Below are 20,775 nucleotides of genomic sequence, written 5' to 3' on the forward strand. Positions count from 1 at the left end.
ACTTACGTCCGTTACAGCAGCAGCCCCCTAATTCATTTGTTCGCTCGATGTAAGTTTCGAAATGGCCAGGAATATCCCCTGACCGCTCCGTTGTCACCAGGTCTGATCAAGAACAGCTTGTATCGCGCTACGCAACTGGTTCAAGGCTTCGCCTTCATCCCACACGCCTTCAGGTTGTCGCCAGGCGATGTATCCATCCGGGCGAACCAGCAGTGCGCCTGCCTCATGGATTTCGCGTACCCGCTGCCAATCGAAATAAGGGTCAGCGGTACCCGCGGCCCCGACTACGACTGTACGCAGATAAGGCAAATTGAGCTCCCGAGCGGCCCGGGCCCATGCCTGTCCGGCCAGGCCCGTAACCAACGAAAATTTTCCCTTTCCTGTGACATCCAGCGTTGATGTCTTCAATCCATTTTTATCGACAAGCCACACATGGGGAATCTTCGCGCCTGGACGGGTTGTAGCCTGTAAATAAAGCTGCTTGTCGCGCGCCCAAGTTTCCTCTCCTGCCTCTTTGTCAGCCAAGACAGCATTCGATTCATACCGTTGGTTGAGCTCAACGCCTTGGGCATTGAATTCGTAGTTTTTTAGCTCTAATGCTTTCTGAAGGAGAATACGGGTTTTTACGCCCTCCTCGGTAGGCGCTCGCATCCGCTCCAAAAGCTGCTCAATATTGTCGACGCCCTGATTCATGCGGAAGCATTCTTTGAACGGCGCGTAATCCGCGCGAGACTGATTGGCTCTCATGACGATCTGCTTACCGACCGGCGCACGCTCCTCGGAATACGATTCGAGCAACGCTTCGCCTGCATAGCCTTTGATTACGTAGGCAAGCTTCCAAGCCAGATTAAAACCGTCCTGCAGCGAGGTGTTCGACCCGAGGCCACTTGATGGCGGGTGGCGATGCACGGCGTCACCTCCGCAATGCACACGGCCTTTGGAGTAGTAAGTCGCGTATGCCTGATTGACGTACCAGGTCGAGTTTTTTTCTATCTCGACCTCAAGATTGGGGTCACCGACAAGCGTCCGGATGCGCTGCAATACATGATCAGGACTAAAATCAGGCGCGCCTTGGGCCATGTCAAAGCCCCATCCCGCAATCCACTGAGTCCAAGGTTTTACAGCCCGCAGCAGGCCCAGACCGATTTCTCCGAACCCTGCGACCGGATTCGCAATCCACTGGAGTACGCTTGGGCGATGCGCAACGTAGCGACTCAGATCTGCATTGAAAATGACATATGCAGTGCCGGCTCGAGCCATCTCCCCTTCAATGGGAAGGCCAATGTGCTCGGCAACCTTAGAGCGGGCACCGTCTGTGCCCACGAGATAACGTGCCCTTAGACTGTATTCTCGGGCTGTGTGCACATCCCTGAGGGTCACGGTGACGCCATCATCATCCTGAACGTGATTTAGGTATTCCGTGTTAAAGGAGAATTGGGCGCCCCGCTCGGCAGCATGCTGCACCAAGATCGGCTCCATGAGCGGCTGCGTAATATCAGCCATCGGGCAGGGGCTACCTTTGACGTAGTCTCCTTTGCGCTCCTCTCCTGAGCCCCAGGTACGCATACGGGCAATCTCTTCCCCTGCGAGGCTCGTCGTGATCAGCGTGTCACCCATTTGTTCCCAAGGCGTGGCACTTTTGCGAACAACGTCTTCAAGGCCCAGGTCGCGCAGTACTTCCATGGCCCGCTGATTGGTAATGTGCGCACGAGGAGAGTTGGCCAACCAGTTGAACATCGTTATAACCCGAACTCGAACACCGTAGGTGGCCAGAGCTAATGCTGCGGTGGCGCCCGCAGGGCCCGTGCCTACCACCAAAACGTCGGTATCAAACTGCTTGGAATCGCTCATTTTTATAGTCTCCATCAAAGACAGATTTGTAATTATTTTCTGGCTTCAGATGCTTCGCTCATCTCGGAGCGAGCACAGGCAAGTGCGTCAATATGTCGCGCTTGATCAAGTCACTTGCATGCTAGCATGCAAGTGACTATGGGTAAAACACGTTTCCGTGTTCTTGGTCATGCCTTCCCGACCGATGAACCATCGGTAGCTGGTTCGCGAAAAACCTTTCGATGCGCCTTCTTCTGCACCGCCGACAAGTAGCAAAGCGAAAGCGCAGCAACCACGATCCCTGGCGCGCAGGCGAGTAGCACACCAGCGGTACCTGTCCCAAGCGCCAGCATCTTGCCCGCGACCAGAGGCCCACTCATTGCCCCTAACCGTCCTATCGCCACGGCACTACCCACGCCAGTCACACGACCTTTTACGGGGTAGAAGAGCGGCGCGAGTGCGTAAAGGACGCTTTGGCCCCCCGTTGTAAATATCCCAGCGAGAAACCCCGCGGCGAGCATCGCCGACATGCTTGCTGAGAAATACAACGCTGCAAGAGAAGTGAGTATCCCTAGATAAATCACAACAGACATAACCCACGTCGCCACCCGATCCATCAATGCTCCAAGCATCAACGTTCCGATGGCAGCGCCCAGCTGCATCGACAGCACAACCCAACTCGCGTTTTTCCCGGTGAATCCTTGAGCGACCAGTAAACTCGGCAGCCAGTTGATCAGGATGTAGGTCACCATTAACGTGAAAAAGAAGCTGACCCACAACAACAGTGTTGGCTTGGCGCTCTCACCTTTGAAAAGCAGCTCCGTGACATTGACTCTATCGTCAGAAGCGTTGGAAAAAGCCTGAGACTCAGGCAAGTACATCCACAGCAGCGGTACGATCAGCAGTGGAACAATGCCACCAACGTAAAAAACGAGTTGCCAGCCCACTCCCAGATCATTAACACCTATCAACGCGGCCCCAGCGGCGCCCAACGGTACACCGCAGTACATCATGCTGACCGCTGTGCCCCGCAGCTTTGGCCCAGCGACTTCAGAGGCGAGCGCAATCAGGTTGGGGAGTGATGCCCCCAAACCGACTCCCGTCAGGAACCGAGCAGTAAGAAGGCTGTTGAGATCCCACGCCAGAGCAGTTGCCAGTGAAAAAATCCCAAAAAGGGCGACGGATCCCATCAGGACGCTTTTTCGCCCGTATCGGTCTGCCAGCCGACCTCCTAGGAAAGCCCCCGGCAACATACCGAGTACCCCAGCGCTGAAAACCCAGCCCATGTAAAGCTTGTCCAGGGTGAAAGTTTTCATCATTCCCTGGGCCGCAATGCCGGGGGCTTGTAAATCCAGCCCCTCCATGAGCGCGACCATGAAACAGAGCGAGACGGTGGTTATTAATCGGAGGCGGGATTGGGTGCTTGTTGAGGAGTTCATAAGCCCCATCCTCCTGCGAAATTTTTTGCGAGAGCTTTTTGGCAGACACGGACGTTTTTACTCACAAACGAATGCAGGTGTGCGTTCATAATGTTGACCTATTGTTATTGTTTTACAATTCGTTAAACGGCCGCATGAAGCGGCCATTGGGATCAGCGCTTCAGAAGATCCAGGGCCACATCAACGATCATGTCCTCTTGACCGCCCACCATTCGACGCTTGCCGAGTTCGACGAGGATATCGATTGTTTTGAGGCCATAACGCTTAGCGGCCACTTCAGCATGACGCAGGAAGCTGGAGTAAACCCCGGCGTAACCAAGAGCCAGCGTTTCACGATCAACACGTACTGGACGATCCTGGAGAGGACGCACAATGTCATCCGCTGCATCCATCAGCTTGTATACATCCGTCCCATGGTTCCAACCCAAGCGATCCGCAGCCGCAATGAACACTTCAAGTGGCGCGTTACCCGCACCCGCGCCCATACCCGCCAAGCTTGCATCAATCCGATCGCAGCCCTCTTCTACTGCGGTAATCGAGTTGGCTACGCCGAGGCTCAAGTTGTGATGCGCATGCATACCCGTCTGAGTCTCTGGCTTCAGCACCGCTTTGAAGGCACGAAAGCGTTCACGAATATCTTGCATGTTCATGGCACCACCGGAGTCGGCCATGTAAACGCACGAGGCACCGTAGCTCTCCATCAGCTTCGCCTGCTCAGCAAGTTTTTCCGGCTCGATCATGTGACTCATCATGAGAAAGCCGACCGAGTCCATGCCCAACTCACGGGCGAACTCGATATGCTGTTTAGAGACGTCCGCCTCAGTGCAATGAGTGGCCACCCGCACTACCCTGGCGCCGGCATTGTAGGCGGCCTTTAAGTCATGCACCGTCCCGATACCAGGGATAAGGAGCGTGGCAATCTTCGCATGCTTGATCACATCAGCTGCTGCTTCGATCCATTCGAGATCTGTATGCGCGGCGAATCCATAGTTAAAACTCGACCCCTGCAGGCCATCACCATGCGCCACTTCGATCGAATCGACCTTGGCAAGGTCAAGCGCCCGAGCGATGTCCTGGACATTGTCGAGGGAGTACTGATGGCGAATCGCATGGCTACCATCACGCAATGTCACATCGGAGATGTAGAGTTTTTTTGTCAGGTCAACAGTCATGGTATTTCTCCTCAGGCGTTCTTCATCGACTGCGCCATGCGTTCAGCGGTAGCCAAAGCAGCGGACGTCATGATGTCGAGGTTGCCGGCATAGGACGGCAGGTAATGAGCAGCACCTTCTACTTCCAGGAAGACGGAAGTTTTCAGACCGGAGAACTGACCCAACCCTGGGATATTCAACGGTGAATCTTCAGGGATGACTTCAAACTGAACCTTTTGCTTGAGCCGGTATCCAGGCACATACGCCTGCACCGCAGCTGCCATCTCTTCAACGGACGCCTCTACCATGCTCTGAGAAGCAGCTTCAGAAAGAACAAATACGGTATCGCGCATCATCAAAGGTGGCTCTGCAGGATTCATCACAATGATTGCCTTTCCACAACCTGCGCCACCGACAGCTTCAATTGCCTTGGACGTCGTTTCGGTGAATTCATCAATGTTCGCCCGAGTGCCTGGGCCCGCAGACTTACTGGCTATTGACGCGATAATTTCGGCGTAATGGACTTTCGCGACTCTCGACACAGCGGCCACCATCGGGATGGTCGCCTGCCCTCCGCACGTGACCATATTGACGTTCAAGGCGTTGAGGTTGTCTTCCAGATTGACGACAGGAATGCAGTAAGGCCCTATCGCCGCCGGCGTAAGGTCAATCAGGCGGATTGATGGTTTTACACTGCGAAGAAAGGCGTCGTTCTTGACGTGTGCGCCGGCGCTAGTTGCGTCGAATACGAAATCAATCTCCGAAAAAATCGGGAGCCGAGTTAAACCCTCTACACCTTCATGAGTGACTTCTACCCCCATACGGGCCGCACGGGCCAAACCGTCAGAGGCGGGATCGATACCCACCATGACACCCATCTCCAGATGCTTGGCATTGCGGATGATCTTAATCATCAGATCGGTACCGATGTTGCCTGAACCGATGATGGCGACTTTGAGTTTTTTCATTGTCTTATTCTCTCTGTGCACGCGTATGTCCGATCACTCGGCGCTAAATTCCACCGCTACATTGCCGACACCACTGATAGTTGCCTCGAATCGATCACCTGCAGCCACTGGCGCCATCGGGCCCAATGCACCAGTCAAAATGATATCGCCAGCCTTCAATGGTTCGCCCAGGCTCGCCATCGTACGAGCCAGCCAGACCGCAGCGTTGAGAGGATGACCCAGGCATTGCGCTCCGCCGCCGGCCGAAACCTCCTCCCCGTTGCGAGTCATGCGCATGGTGGCTTCGCGCAAATCCACACCATCAAGTCGGCGCGCTGGCCCGCCCAATACAAAGCAGCCGCTGGAAGCATTATCTGCAACAGTATCTACAAACCTGATATTCCAACCCTGGACACGACTTCCCACGATTTCAAGCGAGGGGACAACCCAACCAGTCGCAGCCATCACGTCAGCAAAACATGTATCGATTCGAGGTAGATCAGCTTCTAGAATCAATGCGATTTCAGCTTCAATCTTTGGCTGCAAAACACTGTTGATTGGCACGACTTCGTTGTCACCAAAACACATATCGGCGAAAAGTGTTCCGAAGTCCGGCTGATCCACACCTAACTGCTGCTGGACTTTTTTGTTGGTCAAACCAATCTTGCGACCCACTACACGGCGCCCATTTGCAATGGCATGTGCGACATTCAGGCGCTGGATTGCGTAGGCTGCAGAACGATTGTCCTCTCCGATCTGATCCCGCAGCGGTGGTATGGCTTCACCTGTCAGCTCCGCGTCACGCAAAGATCGGGCGAGTTCTTCAAGTAGTTGTTGTCTAGTGCTCATAATTACCTCATAGATGGCATGAGTGCTGTACTGAGTAACCCGAACTCACTGGGCCGCCATTCGTAGGCGCGCCGCTTGCACGGCGCGTAGTGCGATGCTGTTAATGGGTAAAGAAATCAAGCACCATGCGGTTGAACTTGTCGGCGTGCTCCCATTGCGCCCAGTGCCCACACGCGTTAAACACATGCAGCTCGGAATTAGGAATACCGGCGATCAATCGAAGGCCTGTATCCAGCGGCACGAAGCGATCGTTACGTCCCCAAATCACTAATGTCTGAGCGTTGATCTCCGACAGTCGATGGCCAAAGTCTGGGAATTGCTTAGGGTTGGCCTCGGCACTTTTCACGAAGTTGTCAAGGTGCTCGCGCTGGCTCAGCATGTTGTCGAGGCGCCCTTGGAAGAGTTCCTCTGTAAGGGCACTGCTGTCGTAAACGAAGACAGTCATCATCTTTTTGAGGTTTTCAATGTTCGGATTACGATAAACGGCTCCGATCAGCTTGATGCCCTCTGTTGGCATTGGAACGAAAGAGCTGGCTCCACCAGTCCCTCCACCCATTAGAACCAACTTGCCGACACGCTCAGGGTTGTCCAGAGCGAAAGCTACAGCCGTATGGCCACCCATCGAATTCCCAACGAGATGCACGCGATCCAAGCCTAGCGCGTTGACGAAACCTTTAAGAGCATCAGCATTGAGATTGGAACGCGACCCAGTACTCACAATCGGATCACTCTTGCTCCAACCAGGGCAGTCCATCAAGATCACCCGATACCCTGCGTTGACGAACGTATCAATATTACGATTGAAATTTGCCCACCCGCTCGCGCCTGGGCCCGAGCCATGCAACATGATGATTGTTTCAGCGCCTACACCTGCGTCGTTGTAATGCAGTTGCAAATCCAGGTTGCCCTCCTTGATTCGAACGAACTTGCTGGTGTTGGCTTCGGTGAAAGTTTGATTAGGAGCTGACATTGTTCTTTCCTTAAATTGACTAGGAGATAGGAAATTGCAGAGCTGATCGAGTACGCGGTGTTGGCCACCAATCAGCGAGTTACCGGACGCGCACTGAGGGCGCCAAAACCGGCGATCCACTCTGGGATCTCACGGTAATAACGATTGCTGGTCTCATAGGGCCCATAGCTGGATAGCGCGGCGAAAGCGGCCACCCAGGCTTTAACTTCGTGCGTCGACTTACCCGCCACGACAGACACATCGTCATTGCTCAAGGCGTCTAGTGCTTTGAGGTTTCCTGACTCAATAGTGTCGAGAAACTGCCGATCCCATTCGGGATTTAGGGGGTGAAGGGTCGTTTGATCTTCGACAAATTTATGCGCTGCGTGAATGACCCGGTCTGTACGAGCGGATCTCTCGTCTTCGGGTAAATCACGACCGCTACCCAGAAGGCGATCTTTCAAATGCGCATTAGCGGTTGCCAACTCCGGAACCGGTGGTTGGTGGGATAAACCTCCCGAGCCAAGAAACAGCACACGTTTGTTTAGCCCTGCTGCGAAACGTCCAACGGCCTCGCCCAGCAACCGCACACGATTAAAGCTGGGCATAGGCCGGGCAAGGCAATTGATAAAGATGGGAATGACAGGATAGCTGTCCAATCCGCCAAGCAATATGTCTAGGGGCTGGGCGAAACCATGATCAACCTGCATTCGGTAGGAGACGGCGGCGTCGATACCAGAATTGAGCACTGCATTTGCGCAACTTTCCGCTAGATCAGCGGGTACCGATATCTTGCCAGCAGCTGAGCCGAAATCACCCACGGCTTGAGCTGCAATACCGATGCAGAAGGACGGCATCACGTCGTAGAAGAAACCGTTGTAATGATCTGGCGCAAAGATGATGACCAATTCAGGGTCAAACTGCGCAATGCGATCGCGAGCTGAGGCGATTTCGCCATTCACCTGCGCGAGCACTTCAGGGGACGGGTCGACCAAGCCGACCAAGGGTGTGTGTGACAGACAATGCAAAAAAACACTCATTTCTATACACCTCGTTCTGCGCGGATGCATTTGAAATGCTCCTTCAGCACAGTCACGACGGCGATGGACAATTCGGGCATACAGCTGCGCCGACTTGCCGCTCCAAGGACGTCCCTTGGTCACACGTCGATATGCGTGCGCTTTGTTTTTGGTGGACTCATCATGCACGCCTGCATGCTAGCATGCAAGTTCATTTTGTCGCCTCGTCTGCTGTTGCCACATCCCACGATTCGCCCCGCAGGATGCGGTCAAGAGACCAAGATCACCTTGATTTAGACCGCTACGGCATGACAATCAGTCTAAAAAAAGGACTCGCTTTTCAGTGCTAAACAAAGTGAATCTGTCAGCGGAAAAAACGGCGGCGCGGCTACCAAAGGCTCATCGTATAGTCGATATTCAAACGACTCTCGTTGTCGTCTCGGAAACTGGCGGCGCTGGCGAAATCGTTGCGATAGAGCGAGTGCCTTGCACGAATGGAAAGGCCTTTCAAGCTGCCCTGAAACGCGTATGAAAGCTCCAGATATCGTTCACTTTCCGTTAGGCCCGCGCCTCCCAGGGTCGGCAATTCAATGTTCGTACCTTTGATATACCGAGTAGTTGCTTTCAGCCCTGGAACACCTAAGCCTGCAAAATCATAGCTATACAAGGCCTGCCATGAACGCTCCTTGGGGTTCAAGAACTCAGAACTGAGGAACCCTTCGCTAACCACCAGCGGTTCCGTTCCGGCGAGATAAGGCATCGCGGTTTCTCCATCGAGTCGCATGTATCCCGCCCCAAAGGTTTGGCTACCAAGTGAATAGGTGAACATCACGCCCGTGTTTTTGTTATCAACGCGACCTGCCTCAGCGGCTCCATCCTCGGACGTTTTGTAAAAGCGAAAATCAGTTTTGAGCTTTCCACTACCGAGCGCAAAAACATGCTCAAACCCCGCGTAATTCTTCTGATACATATCCTCAAGTACGGCGTAGTAGTACTTCAGTGACAGCGAAGGGGTCAGCTTGTAATCCCCGCCTGCGAACATGAAGCTATCCGATTCGGCGGTCGCGAGAAATCGTCGGTTAGGGGAAGCAACCGTCATAGGCTGATAATCAGTTGAGTCGCGCAGGTTGATTCGATCCAGATAACCAATGTGTAGGCTGAGATCATCAATGTCACTAGAACGCAGATAGGTGCCGCGAAAGGTTTGTGGTAGCAACCGTGTAGGACTCGCAAAAGCGATTGGTAAAAAAGTCGAAATGCTGCCTACCTGAATTTCGGTTTTTGAAACCTTAGCCTTCGCTGTAAGACCAAGCTCTGAGTACTCGTCAGTTGCACGCCTTGTCACTGGGTTGCGAGGCAACAGACCGGTACCAGAACGATCAGGAGACGAATCTAGCTTGAGACCTACCATCCCTAGCGCATCAAGCCCGAATCCCAGCGGGCCGGATGTGAAGCCAGATGTGAACTTAGCAACTCCACCCTGAGCCCATTCCCTGGCTGCACTCTGTGACGTAGCTCCTTTGTAGTCTCTGTCAAAGTAATAGTTACGCAATGTGAGCGTAGCTTTACTGTCTTCAGTAAAACCGTCGGCATTCGCTTGCACGGCGCAAGTAAATACAACTGGAAGCACAAGCCAAATTTTTCTATCAGAAATATCCATTATTAAAATCCTGTAGTTATTGTTCTACTAACGCTTTATTGCTTGACCACCCAAAACATGAAGCATACGTTCCTAGCACGCTTCAGACGTCCCGCCCAAAAATAAAACATGACCATCACAGCGTTATTGGCCGAATGAGACTCAGCACTCGCGATGTATTAACCACTTGCTCGATACAGGTATTTATATCTGTGACGTAGGAGGTTTTGATGTTTTTTTTGCATCAAGCATCATCCCAAGCAGGTGCTCAGCTGTTTAAGAATTGTTCACTTGCACGCTAGCGTGTAAGATCAGCTCGTCAACGGTTCTCAGTACCAATTCGTCAGCCTTGGGTTGTCGATCCTCACCATGCTGGATCGACCCTTGTAGGCCGGCGCTTTGCCTACTAAAGTGACCGCTCAGCCCGCCTTGACGGCGCCACTATTTGTACCTTGAAAGCCTATGCACACTCCGAATAAAAAAGTTGCGATTTACCATGAGATCCTCCAGCGTCTTTTGACACGACACTACCTGTTCGGAGAGAAGATTCTGGTCAAAGAAATCGGGGAGTCGACAGGCATCAGTCGGCAGCCGATCATGACCGCGCTTAACAGTCTTCAAGAACGAGGCTTTGTACAAATCATCGCGCAGGTAGGCTGCCAGGTGGTTCAGCCTACTGCCGATGAAGTAGCCGATTTCTACCAGATGTTTGCACAGACTGAGGGGCTTATCGCAAGCCTGGCGGCTGAGCGTGGCACACCTCCAGAGGTGGCAAGAATGCAGGAGCTGAACGAAAAAATAGCCAAGATAAATCCGAGTCACAGTGATGCCTCCGATAGTTACCGCCAGTTCAATGTTGAGTTTCACCGGCTCCTCCATGCCATGGCCAGGTCACCGATTGTGTCTACTCGTCAGTTAGCCAACTTCGAGCTTTCTGACTTTTTTATTGTTCAAAGCTGTGGTTTTAGCGCTCATCTCAGCGATGTCACAGACGAACACGACGAGATTATTGCTGCCTTGACTGTACGCAGCCCAGATAGAGCGCGAACAGCCGCCATGTCGCACATCGAGAGCGTTTCCCGGCATGTTATTGAAGCGCTTCAGACTGTGAATACTGACGACAAGGCAGTCATCGGTTAAACGTATTGGAGGGCCTCAGTTATAATGGAAACGCGGCCTCAAGCCAGACAGAATCGCCCATTGGGCCATTTTTCACATTTGTCTCGTGCAACCATTTCAGTACCACTCCAGTGGAGGGGCTAAAAGAATAAAAAAGTTGCGGGCCTATCGCCAGCTTTTGCAGTAGGTTGCCGCTTGGAACATTCGCCCCACGCACACTGTCGTCGTCAGAAAACTGCTTCGTATAATAGCCTGCCACCCCCACTTGCAGTTCGGGCAGCGATGGGAGCCTATATCCGAGCAGATAGTCGACATTAAACACACCACCAGACCGGTAGTCCGTATCACGATTGCGCTCATTGAATGAAAATGTTGGCGCCAGTGAAACCTCCCACTCTGGTCTTGGGAACCACGTCAATGCAAACTCGGAAATGTAAGTCGTATAATTAGGTGTTGTATTCGCTAAGTCGTTGCGATCATATCCTCCAAGTGGCTTGAACACGCTAACCCCTCCTAAGAGATGCAAGGTGGGCGTAGGAGAATACAGAATATTCAGCGGCGTAATGTAAGTCTGCCTCATTCCCGTCCTTTCGTCAGAGTCCCCACCTGCTTCAACCTTGGTATGCCCTCCTGTCCCAATGATACCGCTTGTAAAGCTAAGCCCGGATTCGGTTGTGTAATCCCAAGTATGTACGAGCCTCAGAGCTTGAACAAAATTTCCAAGCTTGAAACCGGGAATAGCCGACCGGCCAGAATTATCCCTGAAGCTGTGAGCAGCATAGTAAACGGTGTAACTATAAAACTCTGTCCCACCCGGAGGTGGCATGAGCGCGGGAACAACAGTTTGTTCCCCTAATGGCCAAGTCGTATCACCATTTTCAGTAGCTAATATAGACTGAACCCAGGCCATAGCAAAACACAGCAGACACGCGCGCACCGAAGGTTTCATGAGCATTCTCGCTTTTTATTATTGGTGTGATGCTTGCTAAAACTTAATATCAACAGTCAATCAGAACAAAAGCAATTTTCGCTGACTTGTCGCTCAGATTCCTCCACGCATGTATATTGCCTTGCTGTATGCAAATGGAATGACTGTCTAGCTTTTCTAGTACGCCATCATCCAGTTCTAGCCAAACGGGGCCGTCAAGGACGATACCGTAGTCCACGGTGGGCGTCTTATGCATTCCTGGACGTTCCGGGTCGAAAGAATCCACTAACCCCGTCAAATGCTCCTTCTGCTCGGTACAGGCTGCGCAAGGATCAAAGTCTTCCGAAGTAAATACCGAATCAGGAGGAAAGGTTGCAATAATCAACCGCGTCTCCCCTCTGCCTGGGATATAGGACGAGACGGCAGTGATAGGATCCGCTAATACTTCGGTAGAAGGAGTCGACGTAGCCCAAACTAGCGCAGTCGAAAATCCAGGTACATTTTTGTACTCATGGTAGCGAGGAACAGCTCCATCACTGAGTACCACAGAACGACCGTCAACATTCCCAGTCACTAAACGTCTCGTTACCATGATCACAAGCCTCCTGATAGGCGCCACGCGACGTAGCGCCTAGAAATTCAAAGTCCTGGAGTTACCACAACGTTCGAGAACCCCCCCTTTCGCGCTTCCAGAGCGTCGAGCGCTTCGTTAACTCTCGAAAGCGGGAATATCAGTTGATCAAAAACAGATAGATCCAACGTGCCAGCCGATGCCATCTCAGCCATGTCCTGCCCTTCAGCAACCGAAAACCAAAGCGAGCCAATCACGCTGATTTGGTAGCACATAAGCTTAAACATCGGCAGAGGGAGGTCTTCGGACATACCTCCGATATCTACCATCCTTCCACCGCGCCGCAGCGCGCCAATACCATCAACGCTTATCTGATGAGGAGCACCCGGGCCAACGGCATCAATAAAAACATCCGCCCCGAGACCATCGGTGTGACTGTGCACCCACGACTCAATAGGCTCCTCACCGATCGAAAGCACATGTACCCGAGCGGGATCGAGCTGGCGAACTCGCTCCAGTAGTTCTCGGTTGCGAGCCATACCTAGAACCTTTGTTGCCCCCATCGCTAACGCGAGCATGACCGCGCCCAACCCTAATGTGCCGGTCGCACCGTTGACCAATACGGTCTGCCCTGCTCCGACACCCGCCTTACGCAGCGCTGAATAAGCCGTGCCCAGATAACCGAACCGGCACCCCTGCTCAAACGTTACAGAATGGGGAAGCTTCACAAGGCTACTGACTGGCGCAGTCATGAATTCACAAAACCCGCCGTAGGGAAAATCTTCGAATACGCGCTGTGAACCAGGCCCAAAACCAAAATAGCCCTGAAAGGTAAACGCAGTGCAGTTCAAATGCTGACCCCGCAAGCAAGCGTGACACGAGCCACAGCTTCGGCCCGGATTGACGTACACCCGATCACCTGGTTTCACGCTATGCACGTGAGAGCCCACTGCCTTCACTATCCCGGCAGCGTCCAACCCGTAAATAGCAGGTAGCTCAGGCAGAGGCAGGTAGGGAAACCATGTCGGGTAATGCTCAATCACATTGCGCAGGTTTGGAACGACATTGCAGGCCTTAACCTCGACAAGAACATCGTTCGGATTGCACACAGGAACATCGATTTGGTCGATGGTGAAGATGGGGCCAACTTCGTGAAGCCGGGCAGCTTGCATTTTGCTCATGATTTTATCCTTTTTAGGTGAGCGTTCCTGCGGGCGCATGGATACCGGTACGAACCAACATGATCCGAGGAAGGAGGAGACGATTTAGGTCACGCGCGGAAGCGTCCGAAGCCCTAGGTTCCTAATGAAGGACAGGATCTGCGGGTAAATAAAAACCAATCTTGGATGCGGAGAAAAGGCGGAGACGAGGATGATGATGGGCATTTCATATGACACCTGCTTATTTTTTTTGTTGACGTAATCTCGCACACTGAAATACTAGCATGCAAGTACATTTTGAAATGAGGCAAGATCTTGGTTCCGTCACGCAGTTTAAGCCATCAGCCTCCTAGGGTTGGGGCCCGTTAGATCGCGTGATTAGCGTCCGGCGGCCGACTCAGCAGTCCAATGGAGACTGACATAGATGAAATTAAGACCCGCATTGCGGTACACTGAATCGCATTGCAGTGCGAAGAGTGAAATCCCTCTTGAAAACTGAGAGCATCAAAGCGGTGAGTGAAGAGGAAATCCGCCTGGATACCAATATCTTTTCGGAGATTGATTTGAATCTCATGGTCACCTTTCTTGTCATCTACGAGGAACTGAACGTCAGCCGGACTGCTGACAAACTCGGCGTGACGCAACCCGCTGTGAGCAATGCACTGGTGCGTCTGCGAGCTCATTTCAATGACGTCTTGTTCGAGCGAACCCGTGGTGGGGTCAAGCCCACCCCGCGCGCTGAAGTGCTATGCAATGAACTGAAACCTGCGATGAATTCCATCCAGCTCGTGCTGAATCGGGACAGGTTCATCGCGCATCAGCGATCGGAAGAGGCAACGTGAGTCATCGCACAGTGATGAAGTTTTTGTTTGCCGGCTTACTTGCCATATCCCATGTCATAGGCAAGCACCTCTCAAGCACTGTGACCGATGAAGAAACTCGAATGAGTGCGCGATGAATCGAAATGAGCTGCGTAAAGCAGATATCAATCTGATGGTAGTGTTTGAGACCATCATGCAAGAACGTAATCTGACACGCACGGGAGAAAGGCTCAGTCAGACCCAGGCGTCAATCAGCTCCTGCTTAAACAGGCTTCGGGCCATATACAACGATCCCCTTTTCACGAGGGTGGGGAATCGGATGGAACCCACGCCCAGGGCCAAGGAAATTATCGAAATATTGTCACCGGCTCTGGATGCATTTTCATCAGCTTTCGACACCAGTCGCGACTTCCATCCTCATATCTGCGAGAAGACGTTCCACATCGGCCTGCAAGACGATGTGACCTATGCACTCCTCCCTTCGCTCCATCAAGCCATCCGATCAGAAGCGCCAAATGTCAAGATCGTCATTCAGAAGGTCAGCCACAACACTGTAGCGGATCTACTTGTCTCGGGGTCTATCTCGGTAGGCGTTTGTCTGACTCGTGACCTCCCCGCGAACGCAAAACGAAAGTTGTTGAGAAATGTTCACCCTATGGTCATTCGAACAGACAAAATGCCGGGGCGAGTCACCATGGAAGAGTTCTGTACGCGCCCTCACATGGTCGTGTCGCGTATAGCGGATGTCAGTTGCTTTGCTGATGAGTGGCTTGCGGAAATGGGCCTTCAGAGGAGTACGTTCGTTTCTGTATCCCAATTCAGCACCCTACCCGCCCTGATGGCAGAGACAGATTTTCTCTCGTACCTTCCCGATTACTTGGGTCTAGCGATGGAATGCCAAGGGCTAGTGCGCTGCGAACCGATGCCGTTTGATACTCCCACGCTACCGTTGTCAATGACATGGTTGAGTATTTCTGACTCTGATCCAGCTGAGCAATGGCTTCGAAATCGCATTCAGGATTTCATGGGCCTCGAATCTCACTACCCTCCTGAAGCAGCAAGCGCAGTCGTATAGCAGGCTCTGGTGTGAATCCGCCCTGCAATCTAGTTGGACATGGCTTAAACGAGCCGGCAGACACTCTGCTTCCACAGTGATTGCTACACGTGGTTGCAGGACTCCACCGGCTTCCTGGAAATTCAACTGATGGTCTTCCTCGAGCGCCGACCGGTATCCTTGATTGCGCCAAGCTCACATTCTAGATAGGGTAATTTTTTTTGCTCTTCCGTGGACACCATGACCGACGCTTCACAGAATGACCGTCTTGCCAACGACAAACCGCCCTCGAAAGCTCGACGCGCTGTAAAGGGCCCGCTCCGACGCGAAGCAATCCTAAATGCTGCATTGGAAGTTTTCTCGCGTGATGGATACAGCGCTGCGTCAGTGAACACTATCGCTGAAATTGCAGAGATCACCACCGCTGGGCTCCTCCATCACTTTCCCAACAAGGTTGCACTGCTGACGGGGGTACTCGAGCGCCGAGACGAGGAGAGTCGCAAGCTAACGGGTGCAATGCTCAACAGCAGGCATCTTTACCAGCTGTTCAATAATTTACGTACAGTAAATCGCGCCAACGTCAACATGGCGGGGGTCGTCCGAGTATTTACTGTTCTTAATGCTGAAAGTCTCACCGACACACATCCGGCATGGGAGTGGTATCAAAGCCGTTATCAAGGTCTCTACAAACGGCTTCTGACAGAATTCGAAGCATTGAGAAGCTATGGTGAAGTGCGCGAGGACGTTGACTTACTAGGTGTCGTACAGGAAATCATCGCTATGATGGACGGTCTGCAGATCCAGTGGTTACGCTTTCCCGATCAGCTCTGGCTAGTAGAGCGTTTCGACGTTTATCTCAAGCGGCTTGAAGAAGACCTGCGGCCAAAAAAAAGAGGGCTCAATCATGAGCCCCCGAATCGCCAGTTGTCGGAGTAGCGATAAAACTTAACTCTGTTAGTAGCCTACTGAATCCGTAGCGCTATTCGAATAGCTCCCATCATCCGAATCGCTTCCATCATCATTTTCCTGGTCATAGATATTTCCCAGAGTCGGCGCATGAGCGGCGGTGACTTTGGTCTGATTCAACGCAGATCGTGGCAGTGGATTGCTGGTCGTTGTTGAAAGCTCTTGACGGTAAGGGTTAACTATTTTCGCGTTTAGACGAATATCAGCCGACGATGCGCCTACAGATATATTAAAGGTGTCTGCGTCGACCACCCATTGTTTGCTTTGGTCATCATAATAAGCCAATGAGCGGTCATTCAGTTCAATGGTCACCCGACGTGTCTGCCCAGGCTCAATTTTAAGCTTTTTGTAACCTTTCAGCTCTTTAATTGCCCGCTCGACTTTTGGATTCGCCTGACCAACGTAAAGTTGCGCAACCTCAGAGCCCGCACGTTTGCCAGTGTTGGTGATCGCAAACGAGACCTTGATCGGAGCATTACCAACCGCAACGCCTGGAGTCACCTTGATATCAGAGTAGCTAAAGGACGTGTAGGACAACCCGTAGCCAAATGGATAGAGCGGTTTGATACCTTTCTTCTCATAGCCGCGATACCCCAGCATCAGGTCGTCTTTGTAACTCATCTCCTTCAACTGCTTATAGTTATCGTACGCAGGGAACGTCGCGTAGATCGGATTATCTTCGATATTACGCTCGATGCTGATAGGCAGTTTTGCGGAAGGGTTAACCTTCCCGAAAAGGATTTCCGCAAGGGCTTGGCCACCATTTTGACCTGGATAGAATGCGTGTAGCGTACCCGCGACATCGTCAATCCAATCACTGGCTTTCAAAGCGGTGCCACCGTGCAAGGTGACGATCGTATTAGGGTTGACCTTCGCAACATTTCGGATCAGCTCGTTTTGGTATTCAGGCAGCTCAAACCCGTGGTCAAACCCCTCCCCTTCATATTCGTTACTATTGCCCACTGCGACCATAACGGCGTCGTACTTAGATAGATCCTGCGGCGCAGCTAACGATGCCCAGCTCATCTGAACGCCGTTAAGCCCCCCCATCGTCGAGATGTAGCGGTTGCGTCGTGAGTAATCGAGCTTGATGTCGTAGGTCTTGCCCGCTTCAAGCGTGATCTTGCCGTTGACAGGGATGGTAGGGGGGATACTGCCGCCGGGGAGAGCATTACCGTCACCATTATTGATGATCTCCTGCCCGTTCACGGTGACGCGAACCGCGCCATCGGCACGAACTTTGAAGATCTGATCGCCACTTTGCGTTGGAGTGATTTTGCCACTCCAGCGTACGGAGGTGTTCGCCACGTCGCCGTTTGTAGGCAGATTATTGCCGTTCGCCCAGTCAAGATCTACATAGGTTTCTGTGCGAGTGCTAGCCGGGGCACCAGACCAGTTTGCGTTGGTGAAGTACTCAGCTTTAAGCCCTTTAACAAGATCGCCTTGCTCGTTGAGGTGCGTCCACTTGGTAGCAAGAGGATCCAGAGACAGGGCGTCGATGAAATCGACCTTGGCCCTAGGAGCGACCTGCTGGATGCCACTTAGCTCGCTAATGTAATTACGGGCTTCGACATTCGCACTACCGAACCCAGTAGGCGGCGCGTATTTAGCCAAATTACCTACAACCGCAATGGATTTTACCGTCTTAGGGTTGAGTGGTAGCAGCTGATCTTTGTTCTTGAGCAGTACAATGCCTTCTCGGGCAGTGTTGAGTGATGCCTGGTTGCTTTCGGCACTGTCCATGTCGTCGTCATTCAACGGCGTTTTCTTATCGAAACCAAACAGGTAGGCCTGCATCAAGACCCGACGCACTTTATCGTCAAGATCTGCTTGAGTTAGCTCTCCGCTGTCCAGGTAAGGCTTCAATATCTTGCTGTTCATCTGATAGCCGAACAACATATCGACATCAGTACCGGCCTTCGCGGCGTTCAGGCCGTTGACGATGGCGTTGTAATCGCTCTGTACAAAGCCGGTATAACCCCATTCTTTCTTCAGGATATGCTTGATCAGGTACTCACTTTCGCATGCATAGTGCCCATTCACCTTCTGGAAAGCGCACATCATTATGGCGACTTTACTGTTCTTGGCTGCCGACTCAAATGGAGGGAGGGACATCTCACGCAGAACGCGCTCAGGGACGATCTCATTCAGGTTGAAGCGGTTACTCTCCTGGTCGTTGACCGCATAATGCTTCGCGGTAGCCCATACGCCGCGTGACTGAATGCCATTGACCACTGCAGGAGCCAAACTCGCCCCTATGAAGGGATCCTCGCCCGAAAGATACTCAAACGCCCGGCCATTGTATGGCATGCGGTATAGCGTAATTCCAGGGCCTGTAACCGACTGATAGCCTGCCGTCGCGGCGTCATATCCTAGCGCTCGTCCGAACTCCACCGCTCTGCGCGGGTTCCAGGTAGCCGCCAGATTAGGCCCCGACGGATAGACCACCCCTTGAGGGTTTCCGTTGCTTGTATAGCGAATCCCAACGCCGCCATCTGCTCCGGTGCTTTGCGGAATGCCTAGCTTCGGAACGCCCTGTACATCCCACCCCCCAGTCCCGGACAGGAAACTAAGTTTCTCTTCATTAGACATCTGGGAAACTGCTTTCAGGGCGTTTTGATTTGCCGTGCGCTCTTGCTCCGTCCATTGCTCAGTACTGATTCCATCCACTGCGTGAGCTTGTGCGACAGCAGCAGCTAACAAACCCAACGCATAGTTCCATCTCTTCATTTTTTTCATGATTTGATTACTGCTCTCAATGGTTAAAAACTACTTACTGTTTTCAGGCAATAGGGGGTCATAGAGTCGCTATGGGATTTCCAACAGCGTCTCAAAAGTCTCGCATTCTCTATAAAAATCTTCTTGCCGTACTAAATCGACTAATAAATCTCAAAACCAATATCAAAGTGATACCACTTTCATTGATTTGTATCTTTTTATAAGCAAAAATAAGACTAAAATTTTGTTCATCTGTCAAACATTTACTTGCAAGCCGCTGTTTTACAATGGTTTTTATCGTTTTCTCAGCAGAAAAACACCAGGAAATGATTACCTACCAGCTAGTAGGTTTTTAGCGGCAATATGCTAGCATTGTGCTGCGTTTAAACATCCGCTTACACTGGACTGGCTTCAAGATATGGCTCTCCAAGGCTACTCAAGTACTACCATTTCAGAGGTGCTCAATGAAAAGTTCCATTCTCAGCTCTATTATGATCTTCGGTATGGCTGTATCAGGCGGGGTATGGGCTGACCAAGCAGTGCAGAATGACTCAGCGTCAGGCACCACAGACTCGAAAGTCCTAACCCAAACTCATGATAAAAAAGCGTCGGAGCGCCAAAGCAAAAAAGGAGAAGTTAAGAAAGGCGGCCGCCCTACTGCGCAAGATGAGGGAAAAATTTCCAACTGAATGGCTGTTTTTGTCGAACTAAAGACCTCAGATATTGGGGTCTGCATGACTTCGCTGCAGAAACCATGTCATCTAAGCGGATTGGTATCACGTCGCCAAGCCACTAGCTTAAAAGCTCCGATACTCAATTCAGGATCCTCACCCTTCACTCGAGACGGCTAGCTGATATTGGATGAGCCAGATACCTGTCGATCACTCCGCGACGTGCGGAGCACCTAGCGCTATTGGAGTAGCTTTTTGCTAGACCTCCCTGACAATTTTAGATATGCATTGCTCATGTTTCTCCTGAAGCTCAGTCTAGTGATCTGCGCATTGGGCATGATCTGGTTAGATATCGCCGTGCTCGATACGCAGATGCTAGAGGTTTCTTTTACCGAAATCGGTCAGGAAGTCATGCTGGCGACATGTGCGGCCTGTTTCTGGCTAGCACCAGGAGAGCACTCCCAAAAAGGACTGCACACCTTGACGGGTGGATTCTTCGCATGTCTGCTGATTAGAGAGCTAGATGGGTTGCTTGATCCTATCAATCATGGAGCATGGCGCTGGCCGTTGCTGGCAATTGCCCTAGCTTCATGTTTCATTGCATTCAGCTCAAAAAATAGAGTCAACACCGTGAGCTCCTTAGCAGAGTTTGCTAAAGGCCGAGTGTTTGGGACGCTATCAACCGGCTTTTGCATCTTGGTATTTTCGAGGGTATTCGGGATGGGTGCTCTTTGGCATGTGATTCTGAGCGATGGCTATGCACGTCTGGCTAAAACGACCGTCGAAGAAGGGGTCGAGTTACTGGCTTACAGTGTGTGGCTGGCAGCAGGGATTGATCACTATGTCCGACAGATAATTTCACGCAGATCCTCCTCCGAGTCAAAGCGCCACCGTGATGCAAAGGCCCTCTATTCTGAAGACAGAAATACGTATCAAAATTAAAA

18 protein-coding genes are annotated in these 20,775 nt (G+C 52.0%); 6 read left to right on the top strand and 12 right to left on the bottom strand.

Going from position 1 to position 20,775, the window contains the following annotated elements; all coding sequences use genetic code 11:
• Positions 1–93 precede the first annotated feature (93 nt).
• The 8 genes from AO242_RS27560 to AO242_RS27595 form a co-directional block, all read right to left on the bottom strand.
• The gene (locus tag AO242_RS27560) at positions 94–1,851 is read right to left on the bottom strand and encodes an FAD-dependent monooxygenase (protein WP_099271172.1); all 1,758 of its coding nucleotides are present in this window, start codon (positions 1,849–1,851) and stop codon (positions 94–96) included.
• Positions 1,852–2,018: 167 nt separating this feature from the next.
• Positions 2,019–3,269 (bottom strand): 3-(3-hydroxy-phenyl)propionate transporter MhpT, encoded by a 1,251-nt coding sequence (gene mhpT / locus AO242_RS27565; protein WP_373562264.1) that lies wholly within the window; start codon positions 3,267–3,269, stop codon positions 2,019–2,021.
• Between the two features lie 152 nt (positions 3,270–3,421).
• On the bottom strand, positions 3,422–4,441 hold the full coding sequence (gene dmpG, locus AO242_RS27570) for a 4-hydroxy-2-oxovalerate aldolase (protein WP_099271174.1): 1,020 nt from the start codon (positions 4,439–4,441) through the stop codon (positions 3,422–3,424).
• An 11-nt stretch (positions 4,442–4,452) separates the two neighbouring features.
• Entirely contained in the window at positions 4,453–5,388 is a 936-nt protein-coding gene (locus AO242_RS27575; protein WP_099271175.1) for an acetaldehyde dehydrogenase (acetylating), read from the bottom strand.
• A gap of 33 nt (positions 5,389–5,421) precedes the next feature.
• Positions 5,422–6,216, bottom strand: coding sequence for a 2-keto-4-pentenoate hydratase (gene mhpD / locus AO242_RS27580; protein WP_099271176.1), 795 nt, complete (start codon positions 6,214–6,216; stop codon positions 5,422–5,424).
• A gap of 100 nt (positions 6,217–6,316) precedes the next feature.
• Complete coding sequence (locus AO242_RS27585; RefSeq protein WP_099271177.1) at positions 6,317–7,186, bottom strand: alpha/beta fold hydrolase; 870 nt, start codon at positions 7,184–7,186, stop codon at positions 6,317–6,319.
• 71 nt (positions 7,187–7,257) lie between these two features.
• A complete protein-coding gene (mhpB, locus tag AO242_RS27590; protein ID WP_099271178.1) occupies positions 7,258–8,205 on the bottom strand; it encodes a 3-carboxyethylcatechol 2,3-dioxygenase in 948 nt (315 codons plus the stop codon).
• Between the two features lie 367 nt (positions 8,206–8,572).
• A complete protein-coding gene (locus AO242_RS27595) occupies positions 8,573–9,844 on the bottom strand; it encodes an OprD family porin (protein WP_099271179.1) in 1,272 nt (423 codons plus the stop codon).
• Between the two features lie 441 nt (positions 9,845–10,285).
• Between AO242_RS27595 and AO242_RS27600 the strand changes: the two genes are divergently transcribed.
• The gene (locus AO242_RS27600; RefSeq protein ID WP_099271180.1) at positions 10,286–10,963 is read left to right on the top strand and encodes a GntR family transcriptional regulator; all 678 of its coding nucleotides are present in this window, start codon (positions 10,286–10,288) and stop codon (positions 10,961–10,963) included.
• Between the two features lie 19 nt (positions 10,964–10,982).
• On the opposite strand, the gene AO242_RS27605 is transcribed toward AO242_RS27600, so the two are convergent.
• The 3 genes from AO242_RS27605 to AO242_RS27615 form a co-directional block, all read right to left on the bottom strand.
• Positions 10,983–11,891, bottom strand: coding sequence for a SphA family protein (locus AO242_RS27605; protein WP_099271242.1), 909 nt, complete (start codon positions 11,889–11,891; stop codon positions 10,983–10,985).
• 49 nt (positions 11,892–11,940) lie between these two features.
• Positions 11,941–12,255, bottom strand: coding sequence for a cupin domain-containing protein (locus tag AO242_RS29895; protein WP_257153519.1), 315 nt, complete (start codon positions 12,253–12,255; stop codon positions 11,941–11,943).
• A gap of 254 nt (positions 12,256–12,509) precedes the next feature.
• Positions 12,510–13,622: an alcohol dehydrogenase catalytic domain-containing protein gene (locus tag AO242_RS27615; RefSeq protein WP_176560707.1), complete on the bottom strand. Its 1,113-nt coding sequence runs from the start codon at positions 13,620–13,622 to the stop codon at positions 12,510–12,512.
• 467 nt (positions 13,623–14,089) lie between these two features.
• On the opposite strand from AO242_RS27615, the gene AO242_RS27620 reads away from it, so the two are divergent.
• From AO242_RS27620 to AO242_RS27630, 3 genes are all read left to right on the top strand, one after another.
• The gene (locus AO242_RS27620) at positions 14,090–14,443 is read left to right on the top strand and encodes a LysR family transcriptional regulator (RefSeq protein WP_099271182.1); all 354 of its coding nucleotides are present in this window, start codon (positions 14,090–14,092) and stop codon (positions 14,441–14,443) included.
• Between the two features lie 112 nt (positions 14,444–14,555).
• Positions 14,556–15,497, top strand: coding sequence for a LysR substrate-binding domain-containing protein (locus AO242_RS27625; RefSeq protein ID WP_099271183.1), 942 nt, complete (start codon positions 14,556–14,558; stop codon positions 15,495–15,497).
• A gap of 219 nt (positions 15,498–15,716) precedes the next feature.
• Positions 15,717–16,412: a TetR/AcrR family transcriptional regulator gene (locus tag AO242_RS27630; protein ID WP_099271184.1), complete on the top strand. Its 696-nt coding sequence runs from the start codon at positions 15,717–15,719 to the stop codon at positions 16,410–16,412.
• Positions 16,413–16,430: 18 nt separating this feature from the next.
• Here AO242_RS27630 and AO242_RS27635 read toward each other — a convergent pair whose 3' ends face one another.
• Complete coding sequence (locus AO242_RS27635) at positions 16,431–19,181, bottom strand: beta-glucosidase (RefSeq protein ID WP_373562265.1); 2,751 nt, start codon at positions 19,179–19,181, stop codon at positions 16,431–16,433.
• Between the two features lie 443 nt (positions 19,182–19,624).
• Between AO242_RS27635 and AO242_RS27640 the strand changes: the two genes are divergently transcribed.
• Both AO242_RS27640 and AO242_RS27645 read left to right on the top strand, forming a co-directional pair.
• The gene (locus AO242_RS27640) at positions 19,625–19,849 is read left to right on the top strand and encodes a hypothetical protein (RefSeq protein ID WP_099271185.1); all 225 of its coding nucleotides are present in this window, start codon (positions 19,625–19,627) and stop codon (positions 19,847–19,849) included.
• A gap of 276 nt (positions 19,850–20,125) precedes the next feature.
• Positions 20,126–20,773, top strand: a complete 648-nt coding sequence (locus AO242_RS27645) for a hypothetical protein (protein ID WP_141562247.1) — start codon at positions 20,126–20,128, stop codon at positions 20,771–20,773.
• The last annotated feature ends 2 nt before the right edge of the window (positions 20,774–20,775 follow it).

The organism is Pseudomonas sp. ICMP 561 (assembly GCF_002699985.1).
Taxonomy (GTDB): Bacteria; Pseudomonadota; Gammaproteobacteria; order Pseudomonadales; family Pseudomonadaceae; genus Aquipseudomonas; species Aquipseudomonas quasicaspiana.